The sequence below is a fragment of the Streptomyces sp. NPDC059897 genome, from assembly GCF_042730865.1.
Lineage (GTDB): Bacteria > Actinomycetota > Actinomycetes > Streptomycetales > Streptomycetaceae > Streptomyces.
Genome location: NZ_JBHWKQ010000003.1, coordinates 26,459 through 53,139, shown reverse-complemented (window position 1 = coordinate 53,139; position 26,681 = coordinate 26,459). Strand labels below are relative to the sequence as shown.

At 71.8% G+C, this 26,681-nt stretch carries 26 protein-coding genes; 10 read left to right on the top strand and 16 right to left on the bottom strand.

From position 1 onward, the window contains the following. The first annotated feature begins 46 nt into the window (after positions 1-46). Both ACFV9W_RS04670 and ACFV9W_RS04665 read left to right on the top strand, forming a co-directional pair. Positions 47-2,269: an acetate--CoA ligase family protein gene (locus tag ACFV9W_RS04670; RefSeq protein WP_385755608.1), complete on the top strand. Its 2,223-nt coding sequence runs from the start codon at positions 47-49 to the stop codon at positions 2,267-2,269. A 40-nt stretch (positions 2,270-2,309) separates the two neighbouring features. Further along, a complete protein-coding gene (locus tag ACFV9W_RS04665) occupies positions 2,310-3,137 on the top strand; it encodes an enoyl-CoA hydratase/isomerase family protein (RefSeq protein WP_385755606.1) in 828 nt (275 codons plus the stop codon). Positions 3,138-3,205: 68 nt separating this feature from the next. Here the strand turns inward: ACFV9W_RS04665 and ACFV9W_RS04660 are convergent, their stop codons facing one another. Beyond that, on the bottom strand, positions 3,206-3,505 hold the full coding sequence (locus ACFV9W_RS04660) for a winged helix-turn-helix domain-containing protein (protein ID WP_385755604.1): 300 nt from the start codon (positions 3,503-3,505) through the stop codon (positions 3,206-3,208). A 177-nt stretch (positions 3,506-3,682) separates the two neighbouring features. Here ACFV9W_RS04660 and ACFV9W_RS04655 point away from each other — a divergent pair, with 177 nt between their 5' ends. Both ACFV9W_RS04655 and ACFV9W_RS04650 read left to right on the top strand, forming a co-directional pair. Next, positions 3,683-3,838 carry a hypothetical protein gene (locus tag ACFV9W_RS04655; RefSeq protein ID WP_385755602.1) on the top strand — a complete coding sequence of 52 codons (156 nt, stop codon included), beginning with the start codon at positions 3,683-3,685 and terminating at the stop codon, positions 3,836-3,838. After that, a complete protein-coding gene (locus tag ACFV9W_RS04650; RefSeq protein WP_385755600.1) occupies positions 3,835-4,104 on the top strand; it encodes a hypothetical protein in 270 nt (89 codons plus the stop codon). Before ACFV9W_RS04655 ends, ACFV9W_RS04650 begins: the two co-directional genes overlap by 4 nt. Before the next feature lie 15 nt (positions 4,105-4,119). On the opposite strand, the gene ACFV9W_RS04645 is transcribed toward ACFV9W_RS04650, so the two are convergent. Next, positions 4,120-5,118, bottom strand: coding sequence for a GlxA family transcriptional regulator (locus tag ACFV9W_RS04645; RefSeq protein ID WP_385755598.1), 999 nt, complete (start codon positions 5,116-5,118; stop codon positions 4,120-4,122). Between the two features lie 19 nt (positions 5,119-5,137). Here ACFV9W_RS04645 and ACFV9W_RS04640 point away from each other — a divergent pair, with 19 nt between their 5' ends. Further along, complete coding sequence (locus tag ACFV9W_RS04640; protein ID WP_385755596.1) at positions 5,138-6,526, top strand: MFS transporter; 1,389 nt, start codon at positions 5,138-5,140, stop codon at positions 6,524-6,526. A 7-nt stretch (positions 6,527-6,533) separates the two neighbouring features. Here the strand turns inward: ACFV9W_RS04640 and ACFV9W_RS04635 are convergent, their stop codons facing one another. The 4 genes from ACFV9W_RS04635 to ACFV9W_RS04620 form a co-directional block, all read right to left on the bottom strand. Then, positions 6,534-7,151, bottom strand: a complete 618-nt coding sequence (locus ACFV9W_RS04635) for a flavin reductase family protein (RefSeq protein WP_385755594.1) — start codon at positions 7,149-7,151, stop codon at positions 6,534-6,536. A gap of 72 nt (positions 7,152-7,223) precedes the next feature. Further along, on the bottom strand, positions 7,224-8,273 hold the full coding sequence (locus tag ACFV9W_RS04630; RefSeq protein WP_385755593.1) for a Zn-dependent alcohol dehydrogenase: 1,050 nt from the start codon (positions 8,271-8,273) through the stop codon (positions 7,224-7,226). Further along, positions 8,270-9,478 (bottom strand): acyl-CoA dehydrogenase family protein, encoded by a 1,209-nt coding sequence (locus ACFV9W_RS04625; RefSeq protein ID WP_385755591.1) that lies wholly within the window; start codon positions 9,476-9,478, stop codon positions 8,270-8,272. Before ACFV9W_RS04625 ends, ACFV9W_RS04630 begins: the two co-directional genes overlap by 4 nt. A 15-nt stretch (positions 9,479-9,493) precedes the next feature. Next, a complete protein-coding gene (locus tag ACFV9W_RS04620) occupies positions 9,494-10,408 on the bottom strand; it encodes an SDR family oxidoreductase (protein ID WP_385755589.1) in 915 nt (304 codons plus the stop codon). Positions 10,409-10,508: 100 nt separating this feature from the next. Between ACFV9W_RS04620 and ACFV9W_RS04615 the strand changes: the two genes are divergently transcribed. Beyond that, positions 10,509-11,435: a cyclase family protein gene (locus ACFV9W_RS04615; RefSeq protein ID WP_385755587.1), complete on the top strand. Its 927-nt coding sequence runs from the start codon at positions 10,509-10,511 to the stop codon at positions 11,433-11,435. A 67-nt stretch (positions 11,436-11,502) separates the two neighbouring features. Here the strand turns inward: ACFV9W_RS04615 and ACFV9W_RS04610 are convergent, their stop codons facing one another. The 4 genes from ACFV9W_RS04610 to ACFV9W_RS04595 all read right to left on the bottom strand — a co-directional run bounded on the left by ACFV9W_RS04610 (position 11,503) and on the right by ACFV9W_RS04595 (position 15,659). Further along, positions 11,503-11,958, bottom strand: a complete 456-nt coding sequence (locus ACFV9W_RS04610; RefSeq protein WP_385755586.1) for an ATP-binding protein — start codon at positions 11,956-11,958, stop codon at positions 11,503-11,505. A 486-nt stretch (positions 11,959-12,444) separates the two neighbouring features. After that, positions 12,445-13,302: an acyl-CoA dehydrogenase family protein gene (locus ACFV9W_RS04605; RefSeq protein ID WP_385755584.1), complete on the bottom strand. Its 858-nt coding sequence runs from the start codon at positions 13,300-13,302 to the stop codon at positions 12,445-12,447. A 2-nt stretch (positions 13,303-13,304) separates the two neighbouring features. Then, a complete protein-coding gene (locus tag ACFV9W_RS04600) occupies positions 13,305-14,453 on the bottom strand; it encodes an acyl-CoA dehydrogenase family protein (RefSeq protein WP_385755582.1) in 1,149 nt (382 codons plus the stop codon). A gap of 12 nt (positions 14,454-14,465) precedes the next feature. Then, entirely contained in the window at positions 14,466-15,659 is a 1,194-nt protein-coding gene (locus ACFV9W_RS04595; RefSeq protein WP_385755581.1) for an amidohydrolase family protein, read from the bottom strand. 147 nt (positions 15,660-15,806) lie between these two features. Here ACFV9W_RS04595 and ACFV9W_RS04590 point away from each other — a divergent pair, with 147 nt between their 5' ends. Then, complete coding sequence (locus ACFV9W_RS04590) at positions 15,807-17,339, top strand: class I adenylate-forming enzyme family protein (RefSeq protein WP_385755579.1); 1,533 nt, start codon at positions 15,807-15,809, stop codon at positions 17,337-17,339. Positions 17,340-17,428: 89 nt separating this feature from the next. Here the strand turns inward: ACFV9W_RS04590 and ACFV9W_RS04585 are convergent, their stop codons facing one another. Together ACFV9W_RS04585 and ACFV9W_RS04580 are read right to left on the bottom strand one after the other, a co-directional pair. Further along, entirely contained in the window at positions 17,429-17,926 is a 498-nt protein-coding gene (locus tag ACFV9W_RS04585) for an EF-hand domain-containing protein (RefSeq protein WP_385756031.1), read from the bottom strand. Between the two features lie 120 nt (positions 17,927-18,046). Further along, positions 18,047-18,421, bottom strand: coding sequence for an STAS domain-containing protein (locus ACFV9W_RS04580; protein WP_385755578.1), 375 nt, complete (start codon positions 18,419-18,421; stop codon positions 18,047-18,049). Positions 18,422-18,721: 300 nt separating this feature from the next. Between ACFV9W_RS04580 and ACFV9W_RS04575 the strand changes: the two genes are divergently transcribed. Then, complete coding sequence (locus ACFV9W_RS04575; RefSeq protein ID WP_385755577.1) at positions 18,722-19,297, top strand: sigma-70 family RNA polymerase sigma factor; 576 nt, start codon at positions 18,722-18,724, stop codon at positions 19,295-19,297. Next, complete coding sequence (locus tag ACFV9W_RS04570) at positions 19,294-20,559, top strand: zf-HC2 domain-containing protein (RefSeq protein ID WP_385755575.1); 1,266 nt, start codon at positions 19,294-19,296, stop codon at positions 20,557-20,559. Before ACFV9W_RS04575 ends, ACFV9W_RS04570 begins: the two co-directional genes overlap by 4 nt. 128 nt (positions 20,560-20,687) lie before the next feature. Here ACFV9W_RS04570 and purU read toward each other — a convergent pair whose 3' ends face one another. Beyond that, complete coding sequence (gene purU / locus ACFV9W_RS04565) at positions 20,688-21,563, bottom strand: formyltetrahydrofolate deformylase (RefSeq protein WP_385755573.1); 876 nt, start codon at positions 21,561-21,563, stop codon at positions 20,688-20,690. A gap of 30 nt (positions 21,564-21,593) precedes the next feature. Next, positions 21,594-22,094, bottom strand: a complete 501-nt coding sequence (locus ACFV9W_RS04560) for a hypothetical protein (protein ID WP_385755572.1) — start codon at positions 22,092-22,094, stop codon at positions 21,594-21,596. 117 nt (positions 22,095-22,211) lie between these two features. Between ACFV9W_RS04560 and ACFV9W_RS04555 the strand changes: the two genes are divergently transcribed. Further along, positions 22,212-23,495, top strand: coding sequence for an ABC transporter substrate-binding protein (locus ACFV9W_RS04555; RefSeq protein WP_385755570.1), 1,284 nt, complete (start codon positions 22,212-22,214; stop codon positions 23,493-23,495). Positions 23,496-23,579: 84 nt separating this feature from the next. On the opposite strand, the gene ACFV9W_RS04550 is transcribed toward ACFV9W_RS04555, so the two are convergent. Both ACFV9W_RS04550 and ACFV9W_RS04545 read right to left on the bottom strand, forming a co-directional pair. Beyond that, entirely contained in the window at positions 23,580-25,139 is a 1,560-nt protein-coding gene (locus ACFV9W_RS04550; protein ID WP_385755568.1) for a hypothetical protein, read from the bottom strand. A 145-nt stretch (positions 25,140-25,284) separates the two neighbouring features. Next, a complete protein-coding gene (locus tag ACFV9W_RS04545; RefSeq protein WP_385755566.1) occupies positions 25,285-26,673 on the bottom strand; it encodes a transcriptional regulator in 1,389 nt (462 codons plus the stop codon). Positions 26,674-26,681: the final 8 nt, after the last annotated feature.

The window sequence follows — 26,681 nt, the reverse complement described above, 5'->3', positions numbered from 1 at the left end:
CTGCACAGGCAAGAGATGTCGCTGACACACAGGAGCGGGCGGACCGATGCTTGGATCGACGTATGGCACCCTGACCACCGACTCCCGCCGGGCCCGCGTGATCGCCTGCGGTGAGCAGCCCGGACCCGCCGTGCACGGGCGGGCCGGTACCGAAGAGCTGGACGTCAGCGGGCGTCCGCTGCACGCCGACGTACCCGATCTCGACCGGTTCTTCCGGCCCGAGTCCGTCGCCGTCGTCGGCGCGTCCGACGCGGAGGGCCGGCCCAACACGGGCATCACGCGGCAGCTCATGAACTGGGCGGAGCGGGTCGGCGCGCGCCTGTATCCGGTGCATCCCACCCGCGAGTCCGTCTTCGGTCTCCCCTGCTCCCCCTCCGTCTCCGAGCTGCCCGAGCAGGTCGACCTCGCCGTGCTGCTCGTCGCCGACCCGCTGCCCGTCATCGAGCAACTCGCGGACACCAAGGTGAAGTTCGCCGTCGCGTTCGCCTCCGGGTTCGCCGAGACGGGCGACGAGGGCGCCGCCGCGCAGACCCGACTGTCTTCGGCCGTGGAACGCTCCGGCATGCGCCTGCTCGGCCCCAACACCAACCTCAACGCCTTCGAGCGGTTCCGCGACGACCTCGAAGGCCCCGCCATCGCGCTGATCACCCAGTCCGGCCACCAGGGCCGCCCCGTCTTCAGCCTCCAGGAGCTGGGCATCCGCCTCTCCCACTGGGCGCCGACCGGCAACGAGGCCGACCTGGAGACCGCCGACTTCATCTCCTACTTCTCCCAGCGCCCCGAGGTCGGCGCCATCGCCTGCTACGTCGAGGGCCTCAAGGACGGCCGCTCCTTCCTCCTGGCCGCCGACCGGGCCGCACGCGAGGGCGTGCCGGTCGTCGCGGTGAAGGTCGGCCGGACGGAGACCGGCGCCCGCACCGCGGCCTCGCACACCGGCAAGCTCACCGGCGCCGACACCGTCGTGGACGCGGCCATGCGGCAGTTCGGCGTCATCCGCGTCGACGGGCTCGACGAGCTCCAGGACACCTCCGCCCTGCTCGCCCGCGCCCGGCCGCCGCAGGCGGACGGCGTCGTCGTCTACTCGATCTCCGGCGGCACGGGCGCCCACTTCTCGGACCTGGCGACGGAAGCGGGCCTGCAACTCCCCACCCTCCCGGAGGAGAAACAGGCCGAACTCCACCAGTGGATACCCGACTATCTGAGCGTGGCGAACCCGGTCGACAACGGCGGCCACCCGGTCGGCGACTGGCGCGGCCGCAAGATCATCGACGCGATCCTCTCCGACCCCTCCGTCGGCGTCCTGATCTGCCCGATCACCGGCCCCTTTCCGCCCATGAGCGACAAGCTGGCCCAGGACTTGGTGGACGCGGCGGAACAGTCGGACAAGCTGGTGTGCGTGGTGTGGGGCTCGCCGGTGGGCACGGAGGACGCCTACCGGAAAACCCTGCTCGGCTCCTCCCGGGTGGCCACCTTCCGTACGTTCGCCAACTGCATCACCGCGGTCCGCGCCTACCTGGACCACCACCGCTTCACGGCCTCGTACGTCTCGCCCTTCGACGAGGCGCCACGCACACCTTCCCCGTCCTTCCGCAAAGCGCAGGCCCTGATGCGCCCGGGCCACCAGCTGAGCGAGCACGCGGCGAAGCAGCTGCTGCGGGCGTACGGGATCCGGGTGCCGCGCGAGCAGCTGGTGACGAGCGCGGCGGCGGCGGTGCGGGCGGCGTCCCTCGTCGGCTACCCCGTCGTCATGAAGGCATCGGCCCCGCAACTGGCCCACAAGTCCGAACTCGGCCTCGTCAAGGTCGAGTTGACCTCCGCCAGCCAGGTCCGGGACGCGTACCGCGAACTCACCGACATCGCCCGCTACGAAGGCATCGAGCTCGACGGCGTACTGGTCTGCCAGATGGTCGAGCGGGGCGTCGAGATGGTCGTCGGCGTCACGCGCGACGACCTGTTCGGCCCCACCGTCACGGTCGGCCTCGGAGGCGTCCTGGTGGAGGTCCTGCGGGACACGGCCGTCGCCGTCCCGCCCTTCGGCGAGAACCAGGCGCGCGCAGCCCTCGACCAACTCCGCGGGCGGCCCCTGCTCGACGGGGTCAGGGGGGCGCCGCCCGTCGACATCGACGCACTGGTCGAGGTGATCCTGCGTGTGCAGCGGATGGCGCTCGAACTCGGCGACGACCTCGCCGAACTGGACATCAACCCGCTGATGGTGCTGCCACGCGGCCAGGGCGCGGTCGCCCTCGACGCGCTCGCGGTGTGCCGCTGAACCGGCTGCCACCGACCCACCTCCGAGACGGAGCTCCCCCATGCCCCAGCCCTCCCCCGACGAGTCCCTGAGTTCCCTGGATTCATTGGTACTGCACGCCACTGACAACGGCGTCTCGTGGATCACCCTCAACCGGCCGGAAGCCATGAACGCCGTCACCTGGGACCAGCGCGAACGCGTCATCGCGCTGCTCGCCGAGGCCTCCGCGGACCCGGACGTACGGGCCGTGGTGATCACCGCGACGGGCAAGGGCTTCTGCGCGGGCGCGGATCTGCGGGGCGGGAGCCCGGACTCCGGGGAACGGGTCGTGGGCGACGTCGCCCGCATGATCCGCCTCGGCGCGCAGCGGCTGATCGCCGCGGTCCAGGACTGCGAGAAGCCGGTGCTCGCGGCGGTCAACGGCACGGCGGCCGGCATCGGCGCGCACCTCGCGCTCGCCTGCGACCTGGTCCTGGCGGCCGAGTCGGCGCGCTTCATCGAGGTGTTCGCCCGCCGCGGCCTCGTCCCGGACGGCGGCGGCGCCTACCTCCTCCCCCGCCTGATCGGCCCGCAGCGCGCCAAGGAGCTGATGTTCTTCGGCGACGCCCTGCCCGCCACCGACGCGGAACGCCTCGGCCTGGTCAACAGGGTCGTCCCGGACGACCAGTTGGCCAAAACGGCCCGCGACTGGTCCGAACGCCTCGCGTCGGGCCCCACGCGTGCGCTGGCCCTGACCAAGTCCCTGATCAACGCTTCTCTCGACTCCGACCGCACCACGGCCTTCGCGGCCGAGGCCACGGCCCAGGAGCTGAACATGACCACCTACGACGCAAACGAGGGCGTCGCGAGCTTCGTGGAGCGACGGAAGCCGGAGTTCCGGGGCCGCTGAGGCGGTTGAGCGCGTGACTGTGACGGGAAATGACGGCTGGGCCGTCATTTCCCGTCACAGTCCGTTGGCTACTTGGTGCGGCCGCCACTCGGCTTCGGGAGCGGGCCGAAGGGTTCGGCCTTGGCCAGTTCCGGGCCACCGTCGTCAACGAAGGTTCCCAGCCCATGCTCCATCCTCAGGAGCCCGGCGTCGCGGAGCTGGTAGAGGGCCTTCTGCCCGGTACTCGTGGACACGTCAAACTCGGCGGCGACGTCCGCGACCGAGGGGAATCGCTTCCCCAGCGGGTACTCCTCGGTCGCGATGCGGTGCGCCAGTACGGCGGCGATCTGACGCCAGACGATGCGGGTGCGGTCAATCTCGTAGTCCACACAGTGACCGTATTGCTTCACCTCTGCGCATGCACCTGCACGTATCTGATCATCTCCAGGATTTGACCACACCTGTGCGCAGGTCTGCATAGAGTTGGCGCGTCAGCCAAAGGCTGACCCCCGCGACCGCTGCAACCGGCCCGGGGGCATGGCCAACGCCACACAGGAGGCGCCGACATGCTGGACCTTATCGTTCGAATCCTGGCCTGGGTGCTGGAACACCGCCGCCAACGCGAACGCCGCCGGGCCCTCTACCTCGCCACATTGGGCATCGACACCGGCCCCCGCTACATCCACGGCGTCCGCATCCCGGCGGCGGGAGGCGCACGATGAGCGCGCGACTTCTGCCCTGGCCGGGCGAGAACGGGTGCTCCGCGTACCTGGTGACGGACAACCCGGACGGTCATCTTTCGCGGTTGGCGGACCGGATCGAGTACGAGCAACTGGTGGACGCGCGTGAGGTGTTGGCGTTGTCCAGCGGATTGCTGGTCGACGTGGACGTGGCGGCGATCGAACTCCGTTTCATCGCGCGACGGTTGACCGAATCCCTGACGCAGACCTTGCGCATCGCCGACTCCCGAGGCGCCCGCCTCCCGTAACCGGGCCCCCACCCCTCACCCCGCCGCCCCCGCCCGGAACGTCCTCCGGTAGGCCGTCGGTGTCACCCCCACCGACGCGTGGAAGTGCTGGCGCATGGACTGGGCCGTGCCGAAGCCGGACTGGTGGGCGATGTCGTCCATGGAGGCGGAGGAGGTCTCCAGCAGGTGCCGGGCCCGGTCCACCCGTTGGCCCGTCAGCCACTGGCCGGGGCTCGCGCCCACCTCCTCGCGGAAGCGGCGCGTGAACGTACGGACGGACAGGGATTCGCGGTCGGCCAGGTCACGGAGCTGGATGGGCTCGCCCAAGTGCTCGATGGCCCACGCGCGGGCGCGCGCGGTGGACGCCAACGTCGTTTCCGGGAGCGGGCGTTCGATGTACTGGGCCTGGCCGCCGTCCCGGTGCGGCGGTACGACGGTGCGGCGCGCCACGTCGTTGGCGACGGCCGCGCCGTGGTCGCGTCGTACCAGGTGCAGGCACAGGTCGATGCCCGCCGCGACGCCCGCCGATGACAGCACGTCGCCGTCGTCGATGAACAGGACGTTCGGGTCGACCTTGATGTGCGGGAAGAGCTCCTGGAAGTGGTCGGCGTCCGCCCAGTGCGTGGTCGCGGGCCGCCCGTCGAGCACCCCCGCCGCGGCGAGGACGTAGCTGCCGGTACAGATGGAGACCATGCGGGTTCCGGGGCGGATCCAGGCGAGGGCTGCCTCCAGCTCCGGCGTCAGGACGCCCTTCTCGTAGACCGGGCCCATCTCGTACGACGCCGGGACGATCACCGTGTCCGCCGACCCCAGCGTCTCCGGGCCGTGCTCGACGTGGATCGCGTAGTCGGCGTCCGTCCGGACGCGGCCCGGCTCGCGGACCGCGCAGGTCACCACCTCGTACAGCCGCCGCCCCGCCGCGTCGCGCGCGCGGCCGAAGATGCGCTGCGGGATGCCGAACTCGAAGGGGATGAGGCCGTCGAGGGCGAGTACCGCGACACGGTGCGGGGTGTGCCGTTCACTACGGGAGGCCATGGCCCGATCCTAGCGAAGGATGGCATTCGGGCCACTCGTTCCGCGGGACGAGATCCCCGAAGCTGCTCAGGTGACCGACACGCAGACGCAGACCCAGCCGGAGCCGCAGCCGGGCACCCGGCCCGGCACCCGCCCGAGACGCCGTCCCCACCGCGCCTGGGCCGTCGCCGCCGTCACCTTCGTGACGATCGTCGGCGCCGCCGCCTTCGCCTCGCTGCCGGGGCTGCTCATCGAGCCGCTGCACGACCCCGACACCGGGTTCGGCTGGTCGCGCGGCACCATCGGCTTCGCCGTGTCCGTGAATCTCGCGCTGTACGGGATCACCGCCCCGTTCGCCGCCGCGCTCATGGACCGGTTCGGGATACGGAAGGTCGTCGCCGTCGCGCTGACCGTCATAGCCGGCGGCTCGCTGCTCACCGTGTGGATGACGGCCGCCTGGCAACTGGTCATGTACTGGGGCGTGTTGGTCGGGCTCGGGAGCGGGTCGATGGCGCTCGCCTTCGCCGCCACCGTCACCAACCGCTGGTTCGTCGCCCGGCGGGGCCTGGTCACCGGCGTGCTGACCGCCGCCGGGGCCTCCGGGCAGCTGGTGTTCCTGCCGCTGCTGTCCTGGATCGTCGACCGGCACGGCTGGCGGCCCGCCGCCGTCACCGTGGCCCTGTCCGCGCTCGCCGTCGTCCCGCTGGTGTGGCTGCTGCTGCGCGACCACCCCGCCGACGTGGGCGTCGAACCGTACGGGGCAAAGGAGTTCGTGCCGAAGCCCGCGCCCGTACGGGGAGCGGGGAAGCGGGCCGTGACCGTGCTGGTGAAGGCCGCCCGCACCGGGCCGTTCTGGCTGCTCGCCGGGACGTTCGCGATCTGCGGCGCCTCCACGAACGGCCTGGTCAAGACGCACTTCGTGCCCGCAGCGCACGACCACCACATGCCCATCACCACGGCCGCTTCACTGCTCGCCGTCATCGGCGTCTTCGACGTCGTGGGGACGGTCGCGTCGGGCTGGTTCACCGACCGGATCGAGGCGCGCCGGCTGCTCGCCGTGTACTACGCGCTGCGCGGCGTCTCGCTGCTGTTCCTGCCGATGCTGCTCGCGCCGGAGGTCCGGCCGCCGATGCTGTTCTTCATCGTCTTCTACGGCCTGGACTGGGTGGCGACCGTGCCGCCGACCATCGCCCTGTGCCGCGAGCACTACGGTGAGGACAGCGCGATCGTGTTCGGCTGGGTACTCGCATCGCACCAGGTGGGGGCCGCGGTCGTCGCCTTCCTGGGTGGTGTGGCGCGGGACGTCTTCGGGTCGTACGACGTCGTCTGGTACGCCTCGGGTGCGCTGTGCGCGGCGGCGGCGCTGATGTCGCTGATCATCCGGCGCGGCCGGGCGGCCGACCCCGCCGCCGCACCCTCAGTCGCGTAGGCCACGCTCAGTCCCGTAGACCCGAGAACCCGCCCCGGTGGAACACCAACGGCCCCGCCCCGTTCCCCTCCGCGCCCAGCGCCGTCACCCGGCCGACCACGATGAGGTGGTCCCCGCCCGTGTGCACCGCGTGGATCACGCAGTCGATCCACGCGGCCACCCCGTCGATGCGCGGCGCCCCCGACACGGGCGCCGCGTCGTACCGCACGCCCGCGAACTTGTCCGCCCCGCTCACCGCGAAACCCCGGCACAGCTCGCCCTGGCCGTCCGCCAGCACGTTCACGCAGAACGACCCGGCGCGCGCGATCCGCGGCCAGGTCGTCGACGTACGCGCCACCATGAACGCCACCAGCGGCGGGTCGAGGGACAGCGACGCGAAGGACTGGCAGGCGAATCCGGCCGCGCCCGTCTCCGGGTCGTCCGCCGTCACCACGGTCACACCGCTCGCGAACTCACCGAGTACGCGGCGGAATTCGGCCGGGTCGACGGGCGCCCGCTCGTCGTCGCCGACCGCCCGGAGATCGGGGCGCGGCAGCACGTCCAGGGGAGGCGGCTCCGCCGTGGGAGCACCGACGGACCTGAGGTAGCGGACGACGGTGGCCGCCATCCCTGCGTGTCCCATCATGCGCACCATTGAAGCTGACGGTTCGTCAGATTGGAAGGGGTGCGGCCCGACGGGGGCGCCGCACCCCCGGCCTCAGAAGGTGAGCACTCCCCTCGCCACCTTCCCCGCCTCCGCGTCCGCGACCGCCGAGCCGAACGCCTCCACCGGGTACGTCCGCGTGACCAGCTCGTCGAGCAGCAGCCGGCCCTGCGCGTACAGGTCCGCGTACAGCTTGATGTCGCGCTGCGGGCGCGAGGAGCCGTAGCGGCAGCCGAGGACGGACTTGTCGAGGAAGAGTTCGGCGGGCACGAAGCTCGCCTCCGCCTTCGCCGCCGGCATCCCGAGGATCACCGCCTGGCCGTGCCGGTCGAGGAGGTCGATCGCGGCCCGGATCAGCTCGACCCGGCCCACGCACTCGAAGACGTGGTCCGCGCCGTCCGGCAGCACCTCCCGTACGGCGCCGACGTCGGTGAGGAAGTCGGTCGCGCCGAACTGCCGGGCCACCTCCTCCTTCGCGGGGTTCGTGTCGACCGCGACGATCCGCAGCGCGCCCGCCACCCGCGCGCCCTGCAGCACGTTCAGGCCGACTCCTCCGGTGCCGATCACGACGACCGTGTCGCCGCGGTCGACCCGCGCCCGGTTCAGGACCGCACCCACGCCGGTGAGGACCCCGCAGCCGATCAGGGCCGCCGAGGTCAGCGGGATCTCCTTGGGGATCTTCACCGCCTGCACGGCCTTCACGACGGTCCGCTCGGCGAACGCCGAGTTCGACGCGAACTGGTAGAGGTCCTTGCCGCCCCGCGAGAACGGCTTCTGCGGCATCCCGATCGCCTTGCGGCACATCGTCGGCCGCCCCCGGTCGCACTCCGCGCAGGCCCCGCAGTTCGCGAGCGTGGACAGCGACACGTGGTCGCCGGGCACCACGTGCGTGACGCCCGCGCCCACCGCCTCCACCACGCCCGCGCCCTCGTGCCCGAGGACCACCGGGCGCGGGAACGGGATCGTCCCGTCGATCACCGACAGGTCGCTGTGGCACAGGCCCGCCGCCGCGACGCCGACGAGCACCTCCCCCGGGCCCGGGTCCCGTATCTCCAAGTCGTCCACGACAACGGCCTGTTGGCCGTCGAACACAACACCCCTCACGACTCACCCTCCCTGGGCAGGCCGAGCACCCGCTCGGCGATGATGGTGCGCTGGATCTCGTCCGAGCCGCCGTAGATCGTGTCGGCCCGGCTGAAGAGGAACAGCCGCTGCTGCTCGTCGAGTTCGTAGGGCGCGTCGGGCGTCCAGTCCGCGGGACCGACGGCCGCCGCCGGGCCGCGCACCCGCAGGGCCAGCTCGCCGAGCCGCTGGTGCCAGCCGCCCCACAGCAGCTTCGCGACGCTCGGCGCGCCCGCGTCGGGCGCGCCGCCGAGGGTGCGCAGCGCGTTCCACCGCATCGTGCGCAGCTCGGCCCACAGGCGCACGAGCCCGGCCCGTACGAGGGGGTCGTCGAGCGCGCCGTTGGCGCCGGCCGTGCGGACGACCGCCCGCAGCTCCTCGCCGAACCCGATCTGCTGGGCGAGGGTGGACACCCCGCGTTCGAACGCGAGCAGGCCCATGGCGACCTTCCAGCCCTCGCCCTCGCCGCCGACGACCTCCTCGGCGACGGCGCCGTCGAAGAACACCTCGTTGAACTCGCTCGTCCCGGTGAGTTGCCGGATCGGCCGTACGTCGATGTGGTCCGGCTGGTCCATGGGGACGAGGAGGAAGGAGATGCCCTTGTGACGGCGTTCGCGGCCCGCGTCCGGGTCGGTGCGGGCCAGGACGAAGCACCAGTCGGCCTCGTGCGCGAGCGACGTCCACACCTTCTGCCCGGTCACCCGCCAGCGGCCGTCCTTGTCGCGGGTCGCGGACGTGCGCAGGGACGCGAGGTCGGAGCCCGCGCCCGGTTCGCTGTAGCCCTGGCACCACAGTTCCTCGCCGCGCGCGATCGGCGGCAGGAAGCGGCGCTGCTGTTCCTCGGTGCCGTACGCGAGGAGGGTGGGGGCGAGGAGGTTCTCGCCGATGTGTCCGTAGCGGCCGGGCGCCCGCACGCGCGCGTACTCCTCCGCCCAGACGACCTGCTGGGTGAGCGTGGCGACCCGGTTGCCGAAGCCTTCGCGGCCCCAGCCGATGCCGATCCAGCCGCCCGTGCCCAGCTCCTGCTCCCAGGCGCGCCGTTCGGCGCCGCCCTCGTGCTCACTGCCGGGGCCGCCGCGCCCCACGGCGGCCGTGAACCGGTCGTCCAGATGTTTCTCGAGCCACTCCCGGACCTCGCCCCGGAAGGCTGTGTCGTCGGTGTCTGCCTTGTCGAAGCCGAACTCCACGCCCCTCCACCCCCGTTACTGGTTGGGCCGTTCCTTGGCGGCCGCCGCCCGCGCCATCTCCTGGAGCTGTTCGAGCATCGGCATGGGGTCGGTGCCGACCGTCCCCGGCAGGAAGTCCGCGATCTTCTCCGGCGTCCAGGGCCCGCCGTCCGCGTACCCGGCGCGCAGCTCGCGCGGTTGCGCCCATACGGCGATCTTCGGCCCGGCGACCGTGTAGACCTGCCCGGTGATCTTCTCCTCGCGGGCCCGCTCGCTGAGCAGGTAGACGACGAAGGCGGCGACGTCCTCCGGCTCCCCGATCTCCTTCAGCTCCATCGGCACGTTCGCCGACATCCGGGTGCGGGCGACGGGTGCGACGGCGTTCGCGGTCACGCCGTACTTGTTGAGGCCGAGGGCCGCGCTGCGCACGAGCGAGATGATGCCGCCCTTGGCGGAGCTGTAGTTGGCCTGCGCGACGGAGCCCTGGTGGTTGCCGCTGGTGAAGCCGATGAGCGTGCCCGTCTTCTGCTTGCGCATGACGGCGGACGCGGCGCGGAAGACGGTGAAGGTGCCCTTGAGGTGGGTCTGGACGACCGGGTCCCACTCGTCCTCGGACATGTTGAACAGCATCCGTTCGCGGAGGATCCCGGCGACGCACACCACCCCGTCGATCCGCCCGTACTCGTTCACGGCCGTGTCCACGATCCGCTGGCCACCGGCCATCGTGGACACGTCGTCGGCCACGGCGACCGCCGTGCCGCCGGCCGCCTCGATCTCCTTGACGACGCCGAGCGCCACGTCGGACGTGGGTTCGCCGCCCTCTATGGACACCCCGTAGTCGTTGACGACGACCTTCGCCCCCTCGGCGGCGCACGCGAGCGCCACCGCCCGTCCGATGCCTCGCCCCGCTCCCGTGACGGCGACGACCTTGCCTGCCAAGAAGTTCCCCATGCCCGGCCCCTTCCCGCGGTTTCTGACGACCCGTTAGATTTCGACTCGGTCGGAGTGTACGACCTGTCATCCGCCGGAACACAAGACCCGGGAGGACCCGATGCCCCTGCCCGCCGAGTTCCACGACATCGCCAAACGCGTGAACAACTGGGGGCGTTGGGGGGAGGCCGACGAGATCGGCACCCTGAATCTCGTCACCGACGACTGTGTGCGCGAGGCCGCCACGGAGGTCCGCACGGGCCGCCGCGTACCGCTCGCGCTGCCCCTCAAGGAGGACGGCTTGCAGTCGGGCCTCATCCCCGGCCGCATCAACCCGTTCCACACGATGGTGCAGATCAACCAGGAGATCTTCGGCCCGGAAACCGTCGCCACCAGCGACGACGCGGTGACGATGGGCCTCCAGGCGGCCACCCACTGGGACGCCCTGACCCACGTCTCGCACTCCGGCAAGCTCTACAACGGCCGCCCCGCCGACACCATCACGGCGCACCACGGCGCCCGGTTCAGCGGCATCGACAAGGCGCCGTACATCGTCTCGCGCGGTGTGCTGCTTGACGTGGCGGCGGCGAAGGGCCTCGACCGGCTGCCCGGGGACCATGCCGTCACGCCCGAAGACCTCGACGAGGCCGCGGAGTTCGGGCGGGTGACGGTGCGGGCCGGCGACATCGTGCTCGTACGCACCGGGCAGATCCAGGTGTACCTGGCCGGGGACAAGCACGGCTACGGCTACCCGTCACCGGGCCTTTCCGTGCGCACGCCCGAGTGGTTCCACGCGCGGGACGTGGCGGCGGTCGCCAACGACACCCTGACCTTCGAGATCTTCCCGCCGGAGATCGAGAACCTCTGGCTGCCCGTGCACGCGCTCGACCTCGTCGAGATGGGGATGCTCCAGGGCCAGAACTGGAATCTGGAATCTCTGTCCACAGCCTGTGGAGAAGTCGGGCGGTATTCGTTCCTGCTGTCGGCGATGCCGGAGCCCTTCATCGGCGGTACGGGGACGCCGGTGGCCCCGGTCGCCATCTTCTGAAAGCGCACGGGGAAGGACACAGGAAGCGGCGCGGGCCCCGGCGGGACCCGCGCCGCTCCACACCCGGTCACACCGCTTCGTAGGTCACACCCTGGAACGCGCCGCTCGTCGCGACCGCGCACTGGTCGATCTCGCACCAGATGGCCTTGCCGGTCCCCTCGGGGCGCCAGCCCCAGCGGTCCGCGAGCCCGTCGACGAGTTCGAGCCCCCGCCCGTTCGTCTCCTCGCCGTCCGCGTGCCGCGGCGCCGGCGGCCGCTCGCAGGTGTCGGCGACCTCCACGCGGACGGTGCCGAGGCACGCCGCGGGGACACCGCTGGGCAGCGCCATGCGCAGCACCGCGGGATGCCCCGTGTGCACCACGGCGTTGGTGACCAGCTCCGAGACGATCAGAATCAGCGTCTCCGCCAAGGACTCGTCGGCCTCTATGCCCGCACCGGCGAGACGCGAACGCGCCCACCTGCGGGCCCGCCCCACCTCAGCGGGGTCGGCCCCGACCTCCAGTTGAACCTGAAGCACCTGCACCGCTCACACCATCCGAATCCGGCGGGACCGCTGGAGTACTGCCTCGCGCCACCTACCGTGCCGACCAGCGAGTGGGATCACGGAACGTGAACCCCTTGAGGCACAGCATGGTTGACGTTCAGTCACCCCAACAAGCGCTTCGGGCATATTCCAGCGCGAAGGAGTACGCGTGCGGCATACTGTGCGACGCGTCCCGCCGGGGGTCGAACAGACGGGGGCAGAACCCCGCCCTGCGCTGCGATCGGCGCACATCCGGAGCTCCGGAGCCGCCTCGGAGGCAACACCGGAGCCGTCGCTCGGGTTCAGCACCACTCGCATCTGCCACAAGGTACCGGAGCGGAACGCCGACTCCGTGCCGTGACGAGCCCCGCGCAGGACACAACCCGATAACCACGCACGGTCACTGTGCGTGCACCCTTGCTCAGGCCCTCCGCTCAGACAGCCGCGCGTTCGCTTTCCGGACGCGCGGCCGTCTTCGTACGGGGGTCAGAGCGCGGCGGCGAGCACCTCCTCGGCGCCCCTCGCGCTGCCGCCCAACTCGGCCCGCACCCAGGCCCGCTTCAGATGCAGATGTACGTCGGCCTCCCAGGTGAAGCCCATGCCGCCGTGCACCTGGAGGCAGTCGCGGGCGCCCTGCACGGCGGCCTCGTCGGCGAGCAGTTCCGCCGCCGCGACCTCGACCGGGTCGGCGGTGACGGCGGCCGCGTACACGGCGGCGCGGGCCACCTCCACCCGTACGAGCATCTCGGCGCACAGGTGCTTCACCGCCTGGAACGAGCCGATCGGCGATCCGAACTGCTCGCGTTCCCGGGCGTGTTGGACCGCCATGTCGAGCGTGCGGCCGGCCGAGCCCAGCTGTTCGGCGGCGTACAGGAGGGTCGCCTCCAGCGGGACGGGGGCGGGCTCCGGGAGGGCGTGCAGGGGGGTGAGCGGGTCCGCCGAGGCGATCGGGCGGGCCGTGGACGCGTCGCCGCGCACCACGTCCGCGTCGTCCCGCCACGGCAGGAGGGTGCCGTACGGCGCCGTCACCACCGCCTCACCGGCCGCGGCGCCCGGCACCTCGCCCGCAGCCAGGAAGGTGGCCACCAGCGGGCCCGGCACGAGGGCCCGCCCCACCTCCTCGAACACGACCACCGCGTCCGGGAGGCCGAGCCCGACGCCACCGTCGGCCTCCGGCAGGCACAGCGAGAACAGGCCCGCCTCGCCCAGCTCGCGCCACAGCTCCCTGTCGATCCCCGGCGCGTCCACCGCGGCCCGCAGCGCGTCGCGCCCGAACCGTCCGGCCAGGAGCTCGCGCGTGCCGTCGCGCAACGCCCGCTGTTCCTCCGTCAGTTGGAAATGCACGTCTACCGTCCCCCCTTCGCGGACTTGGGCAGCCCGAGGATGCGCTCAGCGACGATGTTGCGCTGGATCTGCGAGGTGCCCGCGGCGATCGTGTACGACAGCGAGGAGAGCCGGTCGAGCGTCCACTCCTGGCCGGTGTCGAGGGCGCCCGCGCCGCCGAGGACCTTGGCGGCGGCGTCGTAGAGCCGCTGCCGGGCGTGCGAGTACCGCAGTTTGAAGACCGAGCCGCCCACACCGGGCACGCCGCCGGTCGCCTGCGCCTCGCTCACGTTCCACTGGGTGAGTCGCCACAGGGCGCTGAACTCGGCGGACAGCAGGGCGAGTTCGCGGCGGAGCACGGCGTCGTCCCAGCGGCCGGTCTTCTTCGCGTGGGCGGCGAGTTCGCCGAGGGTGCGGCGGCAGGCGACGACCTCGCCGACGAACGCGGTGCCGCGCTCGAAGGACAGGGTCACCATGGTGACGCGCCAGCCGTCGTTCTCCTCGCCCACCCGGTTGCCGACCGGCACCCGCACGTCGTCCAGGAACATCTCGGCGAACTCGGTCGACCCGGCGAGCGTGCGCAGCGGCCGGACCGTGATGCCGGGGGCGTCCATGGGCATGGCGAGCCAGGAGATGCCGCGGTGCTTGGGCGCCGAAGGGTCGGTGCGGACGAGGAGTTCGCACCAGTCGGCGACCTCGGCGTGCGAGGTCCAGATCTTCGAGCCGCTGATCACGTACTCGTCGCCCTCGCGCCGGGCCTTCGTCCGCAGCGCCGCCAGGTCGGACCCGGCGTCCGGTTCGCTGAACCCCTGGCACCACACCTCGTCGCCGCGCAGGATCGGCGCGAGCCAGCGGTCCCGCTGCTCGGCGCTCCCCTCGGCGGCGATGGTCGGCCCGGCGTGCAGCAGCCCGACGAAGTTCGCGCCCACGTAGGGCGCGCCCGCCCGTTCGGTCTCCTCCAGGAAGATGAGCCGCTTGGTGGGCGAGGCGTCCCAGTGCACGTCCCCGTACCCGGCGTCGTACAGGCGCCGCTGCCAGCCCATGTCGTACGTGCGTCTGCCCGGCCAGTCGCCGGGCGACGGCTTAGGCGGCAGCGTGGGCAGCACGCCGCCCAGCCACTCCCGGAGCCGCGCCCGGAATCCCTCTTCCTCGTCCGTGTAGGTGAGGTCCATGAGGCGGTCGCCCTACTTGTCCAGGTCCAGGTCGAGCATGCGGATGGCGTTGCCGCGCATCAGCTTGTAGATCGTCTCGTCGTCGAGGCCCTTCACGTGGTCGAGGGCGACCTCCTTGGTGTTCGGGAAGGTCGAGTCGACGTGCGGATAGTCCGTCTCGAACGTCGCGTTGTCCCGGCCGACGGTGTCGAGCGAGGCCACCCCGTGCTTGTCGCGGAAGAAGCAGCAGAAGATCTGCCGGTAGTAGTACGAGGACGGGGGCTCGGGGATCAGGTCCCGGACACCGCCCCACGCGCGGTGCTCCTCCCACACGTCGTCCGCGCGCTCAAGGGCGTACGGGATCCAGCCCATCTGCCCCTCGCTGTACGCGAGCTTGAGCCGCGGATACTTGACCAGCACCCCGCTGAACAGGAAGTCCATCATCGAGGCCATCGCGTTGTTGAAGCTGAGCGAGGCCTGGACGGCGGGCGGCGCGTCCGGGGACGCGGCCGGCATCTGGGACGAGGACCCGATGTGCATGTTGACGACCGTCCCGGTCTCCTGGCAGACGGCGAAGAACGGGTCCCAGTACCCGGAGTGGATCGAGGGGAGCCCCAGGTGGGTGGGGATCTCGGAGAACGTCACGGCCTTCACGCCCCGGGCGGCGTTGCGCCGGATCTCCGCGACGGCCAGGTCGATGTCCCACAGCGGGATGATGCACAGCGGGATCAGCCGGCCGCCACTGTCCCCGCACCACTCCTCGACCATCCAGTCGTTGTAGGCGCGCACGCAGGCGAGCGCGACCTCCTTGTCGTGCGCCTCCGCGAAGGTCTGGCCGCAGAAGCGCGGGAAGGTCGGGAAGCAGAGGGACGCCTCGACGTGGTTGAGGTCCATGTCGGCGAGCCGCGCCTTCGGATCCCAGCACCCGCGCCGCATCTCGGCCCGCGTGATCCCTTCCAGGGTCATGTCGTCGCGGTCGAAGCCGACGGCCGCGATGTTGCGCTTGTACGGGAACTTGAGGTCCTCGTAGATCCACCAGTCCGTGGGCGGCCCCGCCGGATCCATCGTGATCTGGTACTTGCCCGCCACGTAGGCGAGTTCACCGATTCCCTCGGTCAGCGGCTTCGGCCCCTTGTCCCGGTACTTGGCAGGCAGCCAGGTCTCGAAGAGGTGGGCCGGTTCGATCACATGGTCGTCGACGCTGACGATGCGCGGCAGTTCCGTCATGAGTGTTCAGCCCCTCGCCGTATCTGATGACCCGTCAGAAAGCAGGCTAGCCCCGCACCCCTGGACCGACAAGGAGCGCGGACTTACGCTCTCGGCCAGATCTGACAACCCGTCAGGTGACGGCACCGGCCGTGAAGGGGTATGGAGATGACCGACACCGCACACGCCCTGGGCGCCTCCCGCACGCTCTGGGAGCTGGTCGAACGCCGCGCCGCACTCACCCCCGACCGACCGGTCTTCCTCCAGGGCGACCGCGCCCTGACCTTCGGCGAGCTGCGCGAGCGCGGCGAGCGCGTGGCGGCCGGCCTGTACGACCTGGGCATCCGCCCCGGCACCGTGGTCGCCTGGCAGCTCCCGACCCGTATCGAGACGGCCCTGCTCTCCTTCGCGCTCGCCCGCATCGGGGCGGTGCAGTCGCCGATCATCCCCTTCTACCGGGACCGCGAAGTCGGCTTCGCGCTACGGGAGTCGAAGGCCGACTTCTTCGCGACGCCGGGCGTGTGGCGCGGCTTCGACCACACCGGCATGGCACGCCGCCTCGGCGCACGCGGCGTCTTCGAGGCGTACGAGAACCTGCCGGAGGGCGACCCGGCCGTCCTGCCCCCGCCACCCGCCTCCGGGACGGACGTCCGCTGGATCTACTGGACCTCGGGCACCACGTCCGACCCCAAGGGCGTGCTGCACACGGACCGTTCGCTCATCGCGGGCGGCTCCTGCCTCGCGCACGCGCTGCACCTGTCCGCGTCCGACGTCGGCTCGATGGCCTTCCCGTTCGCGCACATAGCGGGCCCCGACTACACCGTGATGCTGCTCCTGTACGGCTTCCCGGCGGCGATGTTCGAGCACTTCGCGATGCCGGACTCGCTGGACGAGTACCGGCGGCACGGCGTCACCGTGGCAGGCGGCTCCACGGCCTTCTACTCGATGTTCCTGACCGAACAGCGCAAGCAGCCGGACGAGAAACTGATCCCGACGCTGCGCCTGCTCGCGGGCGGCGGGGCCCCGAAACCGCCGGAGGTCTACCACTCGGTGGTCCGCGAGATGGACGTCCAGCTCACCCACGGATACGGCATGACGGAAGTCCCGATGATCACGATGGGCGCCCCGGACGACACGGCGGAGAACCTGGCGACGACAGAGGGCCGCCCGCCGGAGGGCATGGAGATCCGCGTCGTCGACGCCGAGGGCAAGCAGGTGCCGCCCGGCGTCGACGGCGACGTACGGCTGCGCGGCGAGGCCGTCTGCCAGGGCTACCTGGACCCGCGCCAGACCGCGGACGCCTTCGACGCGGACGGCTTCCTGATCACCGGCGACCTGGGCCATCTGCTGCCCGAGGGCCACCTGGTCCTCACCGGCCGCGCCAAGGACGTCATCATCCGCAAGGGCGAGAACATCTCGGCGAAGGAGATCGAGGACCTGCTCCACGAACACCCCGCGATCCAGGACGCGGCGGTGATCGGCCTCCCCGACGCGGAACGCGGGGAACGGGTGTGCGCGGCCCTCGAACTGCGCCCGGGACAGGCCCCGTTGACCCTGCCGGAACTCACCGCATACCTGCGCGACCAGGGCCTGTCCACGTTCAAGCTGCCGGAACAGGTGGAAATCCTGGAGGCACTCCCGCGCAACGAGACCCTGCGCAAGGTCCTCAAGTACAAACTCCGCGAGCGCTTCAGTCAATGAGGCCCCGGCGGCGGGTGAGCCATTCAAGCCCCTGCGGCGATTGAGCAGCGGGGTCTGGGGCAGAGCCCCAGGCCGCAACGTCGATCCGGCTATTCCGGGACGGTGAAGTACCGCGCGAAGGCCCGGACGGCCGCATCCTCCGAGATCCGGCCGGCGCCGTCCGCGACGAGCGCATCCGTCGCCGCCCGCGCCACATCCGCCTCCACCCCGAACACACCGAGCACCCGCCGCGCGGTGTCCGGCTCGACCCCGTCCGCATCCGCACCGGCCACCGCGAGGGCGCCCCGCAGGAACGGGCGGGCGATCTCGGCGAACCGGTCGGGATTGTCCCGCAACCGCTTCACGGCCCCGGTCACGAACTCCTCGCGGGTCACCCGCTGGTCCCCGTCGACGTCCGCGATCCCCGCCATGCCCTGCCAGAACGCCTCGGCCCCCGCGAACAGCGACTGCCCCTCGCCGGAGCGTGCCGTGACACCGAACTCGGCGAGCAGCGCCTTCGCGGCGACGTAGAAGTCCTCGCGGTCGATGTATCCGTTGCCGTCCTGGTCGAAGCCGGCGAACCGGGCCGCGATCCTCCGCTCGTCCATGCTCATGTGCCGCCTCTCGGGTCGTTGGGTGTTACGCAACGGAGCGTACGACGGTCCCGTGCGCGCACGCCCCGAACTGCGGCGATTGTGTCAAGGCCGGTGAAAATCCGGTACAAGCCGTTACGCCGACATGGGAGCGGCGTCCTCGTCCACCGCCGAGGCGACGTCCGGGTAGACGTCGAAGAGGCGGCGGACGCCGAGGGCGCCGAGCACGCGGTTCACGTGCGAGCCGTCGACCGCGCCCTGGGCCGGCAGGATCAGGCGCAGCCGGCCCTGGCAGGAGCGCATGAGCCGCCGCGCCGCGATCAGCACACCGACGCCGCTGGAATCACAGAACAGCACGTCGGAAAGGTCGAGGACCACACTGCGGCGGCCGTCCGCCACCGCTTCGTGCACCTGCTGGCGCAGCGCCGGGGACGTCACCAGGTCCATCTCGCCCGACACGCACACGACGGCCCAGTCGCCCTGCCCTGACTCGGTCACCTTGAGCGCCACGCGCCACGCCTCTCGTTCGGGAATATCGACGATCCGGAATCTGTCCCTACGTTTCTTCTGCGCGGCTGCCCTGCCGCACCGGGATGAAACACTCCCGCAGACCTATCACATATGGCCTGGTTAAGCCCTGGCCGGGCACATGTGAACCAAATCGCTCGGCCCGTTTCTGGGCGGCGGATGGTCTTTACCACCTACTGCTCCCCAGGGGCGCACAATGCGGCAAAGGGGCGTGCGCTGTCGGCGTCGACAGTTACATTCGAGTAGAAGGCAAGTAGTTCGGGCAGTCGGTGAGGGGGCCCCATGCCCAAGGACACCCCGTCCCGCTGGGACCGCAGGATGCAGCAGCGCCTGGCCCACGGGGAGGCGGCGGCGCTCGGCGAGCTCTACGACCGGTTCGCCTCGCTGGTGCACGGACTGGCGCACCGCGTGCTCGATGACGAGACGGCGGCCGACCAGATCACCCGTGACGTGTTCACGCAGATCTGGGAGAATCCGGAGTCCTACGACCCGAAGCAGGGCCCGCTGCGCTCCTTCATCGCCACCCTCACCCACCGGCACGCGGTGCAGCGCCTGCGCCAGACCGAGTCCGCCGCCCTCGTGCGCACCGGGCTCGGCACGACCGAGGACCTGGAGCGCAAGGTGCGTCACGCCTCCGCAGCGGCCCGCGCCGACTACATCGTGACGTCCATGCCCGCCCCGCTGCGCGAGGCGCTCGACCTCGCGTACTTCCAGCGCCGTGACTACCGCCAGACCGCCGCCGACCTCGGCGTCACCGAGGACGAGGCCCGCCGCAGGCTCCGCCTCGGCCTGCAACTCCTTTCGACGGCCCACAACACGGGCACACCTCCCGGCCGCGGTTACGGGAGGCCGGCGTGAGCGCGGCGAACGGACCGGACCGGTTCGACCCCTACGAGGAGGAGCCCGAGGGGACCGGCGGCCCGGCGGACCGGCCGTGGATACCGACGCCCCGCGCCTCCGTCGAGGACACCGGCCGACCGCTGCCCGACGTGCCGGCGGCCGAGCCGCCCGTCCTGGAGCACCGCGTCCTCAAGTCGCTGCTCGGCGCCTGGGCGCTGGCCGCCTGCTCCCCCGAGGAGGCGGCCGCCGTCGACGTCCACCTGGGCGGCTGCGGCACCTGCGCCGAGGAGGCGCTGCGGCTGCGCGACGCGGTGGGCCTGCTGCACGCCGAGGAGAGCCTGGACCTCGATCCGATGCTGCGCTCCCGCGTCCTGGAGGGCTGCCTCACCCGGCGCCCCGCCCGCATCCCCGTCCCCGGCTGGGCCACCCCGTACGACGCGGAGACCGCCCGGCTCGACGCGCTGCTCCAGGACATCGGCGACGGCGAATGGCACGCGCCGGTGCGGCTGCGCTGGTACGAGGGCGCGGAGCAGGTCGCCAAGAAGACCACGGTGGCCGGGGTGATCTCCCACCTGACCAGCGTCGACGGCCTGGTCGCCCGGGCCATCGGCCTGGAGGACCCGGCGCCGCAGGACCTCGACCCGACCGCGCGCACCAAGGCGTACTGGCAGGCGTCCTACTTCCCGCCCACGCGCGCGGTGCGGGCACCCTGGCGCGAGCAGTCGCACTCCGTGATCCGCACGGTGTCGTTCGCGGGCTCGGACACGGGCGGCTCCGGAGGCTCCGGCCAACTCCCGGTCTCGTACGGCAACTTCGAGCTCGCGCTGCGCGACGCCATGATCGACCGAGCCTTCGAGTGCTGGATCCACGCCGGTGACATCGCGGACGCGGTCGACTACCCGTACGAGGCCCCGGCCCCGCGCCACCTCAACCGGATGATCGACCTCGCCGCCCGGCTGCTCCCCGGCTCCCTGGCCGCGCGCCGCCGCACCGGCCTCGCGGCCCCCGCCAAGGAGCTCATCAGTGCGGGGCGGCCCGGCCGCAGCCTGCGCCTGGAGGTCGAGGGGGCGGGCGGCGGCGAGTGGCTGATCGCCCTCGACTCCCCCGCGGCGACGGGTTCCGACGAGCGGGAGGTGGCGCATGTCGCCCTCGACGGCGTCGAATTCTGCCGCCTCGCCGCGGGCCACGTCCTCCCGGAGGAAGCGGCGGCCGGCCAGGTCGGCGACCGGGAGGCCATCAGAGAGGTCCTGTCGGCGACGGCCGGCTTGAGCCGGCTGTAGGCAGATCAAGCCCCGCCGGCGATTGAGGCGCGGGGCCCGGGGCAGAGCCCCGAGACGTCAACGCCGACGGGGCGAAAGATTCGGGGCTCTGCCCCGGACCCCGCTGCTCAATCGCCGCAGGGGCTTGATTAAGCGAAGACGACCGTCCGCCGCCCGTTCAGAAGAATCCGCCGCTCCGCATGCCACTTGACGGCCCGCGCCAGCGCCTGGCACTCGACGTCCCGCCCGATCGCCACCAACTGGTCGGGCGTGACATCGTGCCCGACCCGCTCGACCTCCTGCTCGATGATCGGCCCCTCGTCGAGGTCGGCGGTCACATAGTGCGCGGTCGCACCGATCAGCTTCACACCCCGCGCATGCGCCTGGTGGTACGGCTTCGCGCCCTTGAAGCTCGGCAGGAACGAGTGGTGGATGTTGATGATCCGCCCGCTGAGCTGCTTGCACAGGTCGTCCGACAGCACCTGCATGTACCGCGCGAGCACGACCAGCTCGACGCCCTCGGCCCGCACCAGGTCGATCACCTGCTGCTCGGCCTGCGCCTTCGTCTCCTTCGTCACCGGAATGTGGTGGAAGGGAATGTCGTACGAGGCGACCAGCTCGGCGAAGTCCGTGTGGTTCGAGACGACGGCCGCGATGTCCACGGGCAGCGCACCGATCCGCGCGCGGAACAGCAGGTCGTTCAGGCAGTGGCCGAACTTGCTGACCATGAGCACGACCTTCATGCGGTCGGACGCCCGGTGGATCTGCCAGTCCATGTGGAACGAGTCGCCGATCGCGGCGAAGCTGGCGCGCAGCTTCTCCACGCTCACGGGGGCGTCCGCGCTGAAGTGGACGCGCATGAAGAACAGACCTGTGTCGTGGTCGCCGAACTGCTGGCTGTCCTCGATGTTGCAGCCGGTCATGAAGAGGTAGCTCGACACGGCGTGCACGATGCCCTGCTTGTCGGGGCAGGAGAGGGTGAGGACGTACTGCTCGGGACCGGTGGCGGCGGACTGCGCGTTCATGCGCCAAGCCTAAACGCCCGGCACGACGCGCTAGGCCGCCCGCGTCATGATCCGCAGCACCTCGAGGGTCTGCGGGGCCGTGTCCGGGTCCTCGGCGTCGCTCGTGGCGAGCCTCACATGGGCGTCGCGGGCCGCACGGACCGCCTCGGGCCAGCCCTCGTGGTTGAGGTACGCGGCGACCGGGGCGTCGGGGCCCACCTGGTGCATGATCCGCAGCACCCGGAGCACGGCGGCGTCGACGAGCGCCGCCTCCTGCGAGTCCCGGAAGATCGTCCCGACGTATTTCTCGGCCGACCAGTTGTCCAGCCAGGTGTCCTCGACCAGGCGGTACACGGCGTCGGTCACATCTCCGTATCCGTCCACGCCCGCCTGCCAGACGTCCCGCTGGAACGCCGGGTCGGAGAGCATGTGCAGCGCGGAACGCACGTTGCTGCGCCAGCGCCACCACGGCATGTCGTTGAGTGGCATGCCGCCCATCTTCGTGGAGCGACGGCCGCGACGGGAAGACTTGTCCGAGGTTTGCACGGTCATCGATCGTACGTCCCGACACCCGGGACCCCGCACGACCCCCGCAATTCACCTCATCGTCACCATGCGTTGCCCGCGGGTCACTCGACCGTTGGCGGCACGGAGGAATCGTGCGGGCACATGACCGGCAGGCGCCTCAGTACCCGTAACCGCATCCCCCGAAGCCACCTGAGCACCGCGGCCGTGCTCCTGAGCTCCGCACTGGTCGCCGGCTGCGGGCTCGTCCCGGGCGGCGACGCCAAGGGCGCGGGTGAACAGCCGGTGACCGTCATGACCTGGGCGCCGGAGAAGACCAAGGCGACGAACATGCCCGGGATGCCCGCCATGGCGCGGGCCTACGCCCGCTGGATCAACGCCCACGGCGGCATCGGCGGCCGCCCCCTGAAGGTCCTCACCTGCAACGACCACAACGACAGCGTGGACGCCGCCCGCTGCGCCCGCTCCGCCGTCCAGCACGACGCCGTCGCGGTCGTCGGCTCGTACAGCCAGCACTCGAACGCCTTCCTGCCCCCGCTGGAGTCCGCGGGCATCCCCTACATAGGCGGCTACGGCGCCACCGAGGCGGAGTTCACCAGCCCGCTGTCGTACCCGGTCAACGGCGGCCAGGCCGCCCTCCTCGCAGGCAACGGGCGCCAGCTGGCCGAGGACTGCGCCCGCACCGTCCTGATCCGCCCCGACTCCATCGCGGGCGACCAGCTCGCGCCGCTCCTCGACTCCGGCCTCGCGCTCCACCAGCGCCCCGGCGCCGTCGACATGCTCGCCGACGACGACGCCACCGACTACGCCGACCAGGCCCGCCGCGCCCTCGACACCGCGAGCCGGGCGCCCCAGGGCGAGGGCTGTGTCGCGGCGGTGCTCGGGGAGCGCACGAACACGTTCTTCGACTCGTTCCGGCGGCTGCGCGAGGACTACCCCTCGGTGCACACCGCCACCGTCCTCGGCAGCGTCGACCAGACCGCCATCGACCGCACCGGTGGCGCCGAGAGCCCGTACGAAGGGGCCTACGTCACCGGCTGGTACCCGGCGTCGAACGACAAGCGCTGGGCCCCCATGAAGCGGGCCATCAACGAGCAGGCCTTCGGCGACAACCGGATCGACCCGGCGGACGCGGGCGTGCAGACCACCTGGATCGCGTACGAGGTGCTGCGGCAGGTCGTCGAGTCGCTCGGCGACGGCGCGGTCACCTCGCGCACCGTGCGCACCGCCCTCGACGACGACCTGAAGGTGACGACGGGCGGGCTCACCCCGCCGCTGCGCTGGGGCTACGGCCACATGTCGACCGTCGGCGACTTCCCGCGCCTGGTCAACGCGCGGGTGACCTTCCAGAAGGTGGTCTCAGGGCGGCTCAAGGCGACCAGGAAGACCTCGGTGGACGTCACGGACACGCTCGCCAGGCTGCCCTGACCGCCACGGCCCCGAAGGGGGCGGTCAGAGCTTCGGAGGCCGAGCGCCGGACCGGCAGGACTCCGGCGGCCGGGCGCCGGGCCGTCAGAGCTGGACGGCCGAGCGCTGGGTCAGCCCGTACTTGCTCGCGATCTGGTTCCACAACTTCGCGGCCTGCTGCTTCTCCTTGGACGCCGTGCCGCTCGCCGCGTCGCCCGCCCTGCGCTCCGACGTCGGCTTCGCGTGGCCCTTCTTGCACAGCACGCGCTTCTTGGCGGCGACCTGGTCGCCCCACTTCGCGTAGTGGCTGTCCGCGGACGCGGAGGCCTTCCAGGCGCTGGTGAGCGCGGCGGTGAGGCGCGCGTGCTCGGGCAGCTCGTCCACCTGGAGCGAGCCCAGGCGCGTCACCAGGTCGTTGCGCTGGTTCGCCGCGCCACGCAGGTCCTTCGAGGACTGCGGCAGCGCCTTGCAGCCGCCGATGTTCGCGACCGAACGCACCACGGCGGAGCGGCTGTTGTTGGAGTCGCCGAGCAGCTTGTCGAGCTCGACGGCCTGCGCCTTGGCCGGGTCCACGGACGGCGAGGGCGACTCGGAGGCGGGCGCCGAGTCCGACACGTTCTTCGTCGCCTCCGTCTTCTTGTCGTCGTCCCCACCGCTGAGCATGGCGCCCGCGCCGACACCCACGACGAGGATGGCCACGCCGACCGCGGCGATCAGCGGCGCCTTGGACCCGGTGCGGGTCTTGCCGCCGCGCGGGGGCGGCTCGGGCTGGTATCCGTACTGCTGCGGGGGCGGCGTCATGCTGCCCGGCATGCCCGGTCCGCCGGGTCCGGCCTGCGCCGTCTGCGGGTCGAAGCGCGGCATCTGCTGCGTCGCCGCGGCGCCGCCCTCCGGCTCCGTGCGGAACAGGGCGTCGAACTCGGCCGGCGGCGGCCGCTCACCGGGCGTCCCGGGACGCACGCCGTAACCCTGGTCCTGCGGGGGCATCGCCTGGCCGGGCATCGGCCCGCCGCCCGGCATGGGCTGGCCCGGCATCGGCTGGCCCGGCACCGGCGGGATGTACTGCGTGGCCTCACTGTCGGAGCCTGCGTGGCCGGGCGGCGCCGCGTCGGGCATCGGCTGCGCGCGGCCCAGGAACTGCGTGGCGTCCGGAGCGGGTGCCTCCGGCGGCAGCCCGGGGCCCGCCGCGTGCTGGGCGGCCTGCTGCTGGGCGGCCGGGGATATGTACTGCGTGGCGTCCCCGTCGTAGGCGCCGGGAGCGGGAGCCGCGGGCGGCAGCGGCCCCGCCTCCGGGTACTGCTGCGGCAGCGCCTGCGCGGGCGGCTGCTGGGGCAGAGCACCCCCGTACGACTGGGGCGGCAGCGCCCCGGCGTCCTGCGGCGGCGCGGGCGGCATCGGCGCGGAACCCTGCGGCTGGCCCCACTCGTACGTGGGCATGGACCCGTCGTAGGTCGGCATCGGCCCGGCGTTGTGCGCCTGCTGGGACTCCGGCCCCCACGGCTGCCCCCACGGGCTCGCGCCCGCCGGGCCCGCCTGGTCGCCGTACGTGCCCGGCAACAGGGGCTCACCGCCGTCGGCAGGCAGCACGACACCTTCGTGCGCCTGCCGCGCCTGCGGAAGGTGCGGGCTGTCGCCCTGCCCACTCTGCCCGCTCTGCTCCGTCACCGTAAGACTCCTACGTAGGGGGTCGGAATCGTCGGCTCACGCTACCGGGTCTTCGCACGCCCTTGCTACGCACCTCAAACCCCGAAAGCCTCCCCAGTGACGCGACTAACAAAACCGGCTGTCGGCTTGCCCGTTATGACACAGCTCACGCCGCCTGGAGCTCCACGCGCTCCCCGAACTCCCGCACCACGGGCTCCTCACGGAACGGGTCCAGACGCTCCCTGAGGTCATCCAGATATTCCGCTCCCCGGTTCGAACGCACCGTGCCGAGCAGCTCAACGGCCCGAAGTCCCGTATGACAGGCCTGTTCCACATCGCGCTGCTGCACCTGCGCGGTCGCGAGCAGCACGAGGCCGATCGCGCGCCGGCGCGCACGCGACTCCGGATGCCCGTCCAACGACTCCTGCGCGCACCGCGCCGCGTCCCGCGACTGCCCCAAGTCGCGGTGACAGTGCGCCAGTTCGTCCGCCAGATAGGCGTGGTCGAAGTGGGCGATCCACACCGGGTCGTCCCCGGAGCCCGCCCGCCCGTCGGCCTGTTCCATGGCGGCGACCGCGCGCGACGACGAGGACTGCGCCGAGCGCGCGTCCCCGAGAAGTGCGTGGCCGCGCGCTTCGGCGGCGTGGAACATCGCCTCAGCGCGCGGCGTCACACGCCCGCGCGCCCCCTCCTGAGCCGCGCGGGCGAGCTGGGAGATCTCGCGCGGATTGCCGAGCTGGGCCGCCAGGTGACTCATGGACGCGGCCAGTACGTACCCGCCGTAGCCACGGTCACCGGCCGCCTGCGCGAGGCGCAGCGCCTGGATGTAGTACCGCTGGGCGAGCCCCGGCTGCCCGGTGTCGATCGCCATGTACCCGGCGAGCTCCGTCAACCGCGCGACGGCGGAGAACAGTTCACGCCCCACCGCCTCCCGGTACGAGCCCGCGAGCAGCCCGCTCACCACGCTGTTCAGGTAGTGCACGACCACAGGGCGGACGTGCCCGCTCCCGTACTGATGGTCGAGGTCGGTCAGCGCCTGCGTCATCGCCCGCACCGCCGCCACGTCCGAGGGCCCGACCCGCGGCCCGGCCGTCCGAGCCACCTGCGAGTCCGGCACGGAGATCAGCCAGTCGCGGCTCGGCTCGACGAGCGCCGACGACGCGACGGACGAGCCGGACAGGAAGTCCCTGCGCCCCACGTCGCTCCGCCACAGCTCGCAGACCTGCTCGATCGCGCCGAGCACGGTGGGCGAGAACTGCAGCCCGACACCGGAGGCCAGGTTCTTCCCGTTGGCCATCCCGATCTCGTCGATCGTCACCGTGCGGCCGAGCTTGCGGCCCAGCGCCTCCGCGATGATCCCCGGTGCCCTGCCGCGCGGCTGCTGCCCGCGCAGCCAGCGCGCCACGGACGTCTTGTCGTAGCGCAGGTCGAGCGCGTGCTCCGCCCCGCACATGTTGACCCGGCGTGCGAGCCCCGCGTTCGAACAGCCCGCTTCCTGAATGAGCGCCTGCAGCCGTTCATTGGGCTGTCGCGCGACGAGCGGCCGTGCGGCCATGACGTACC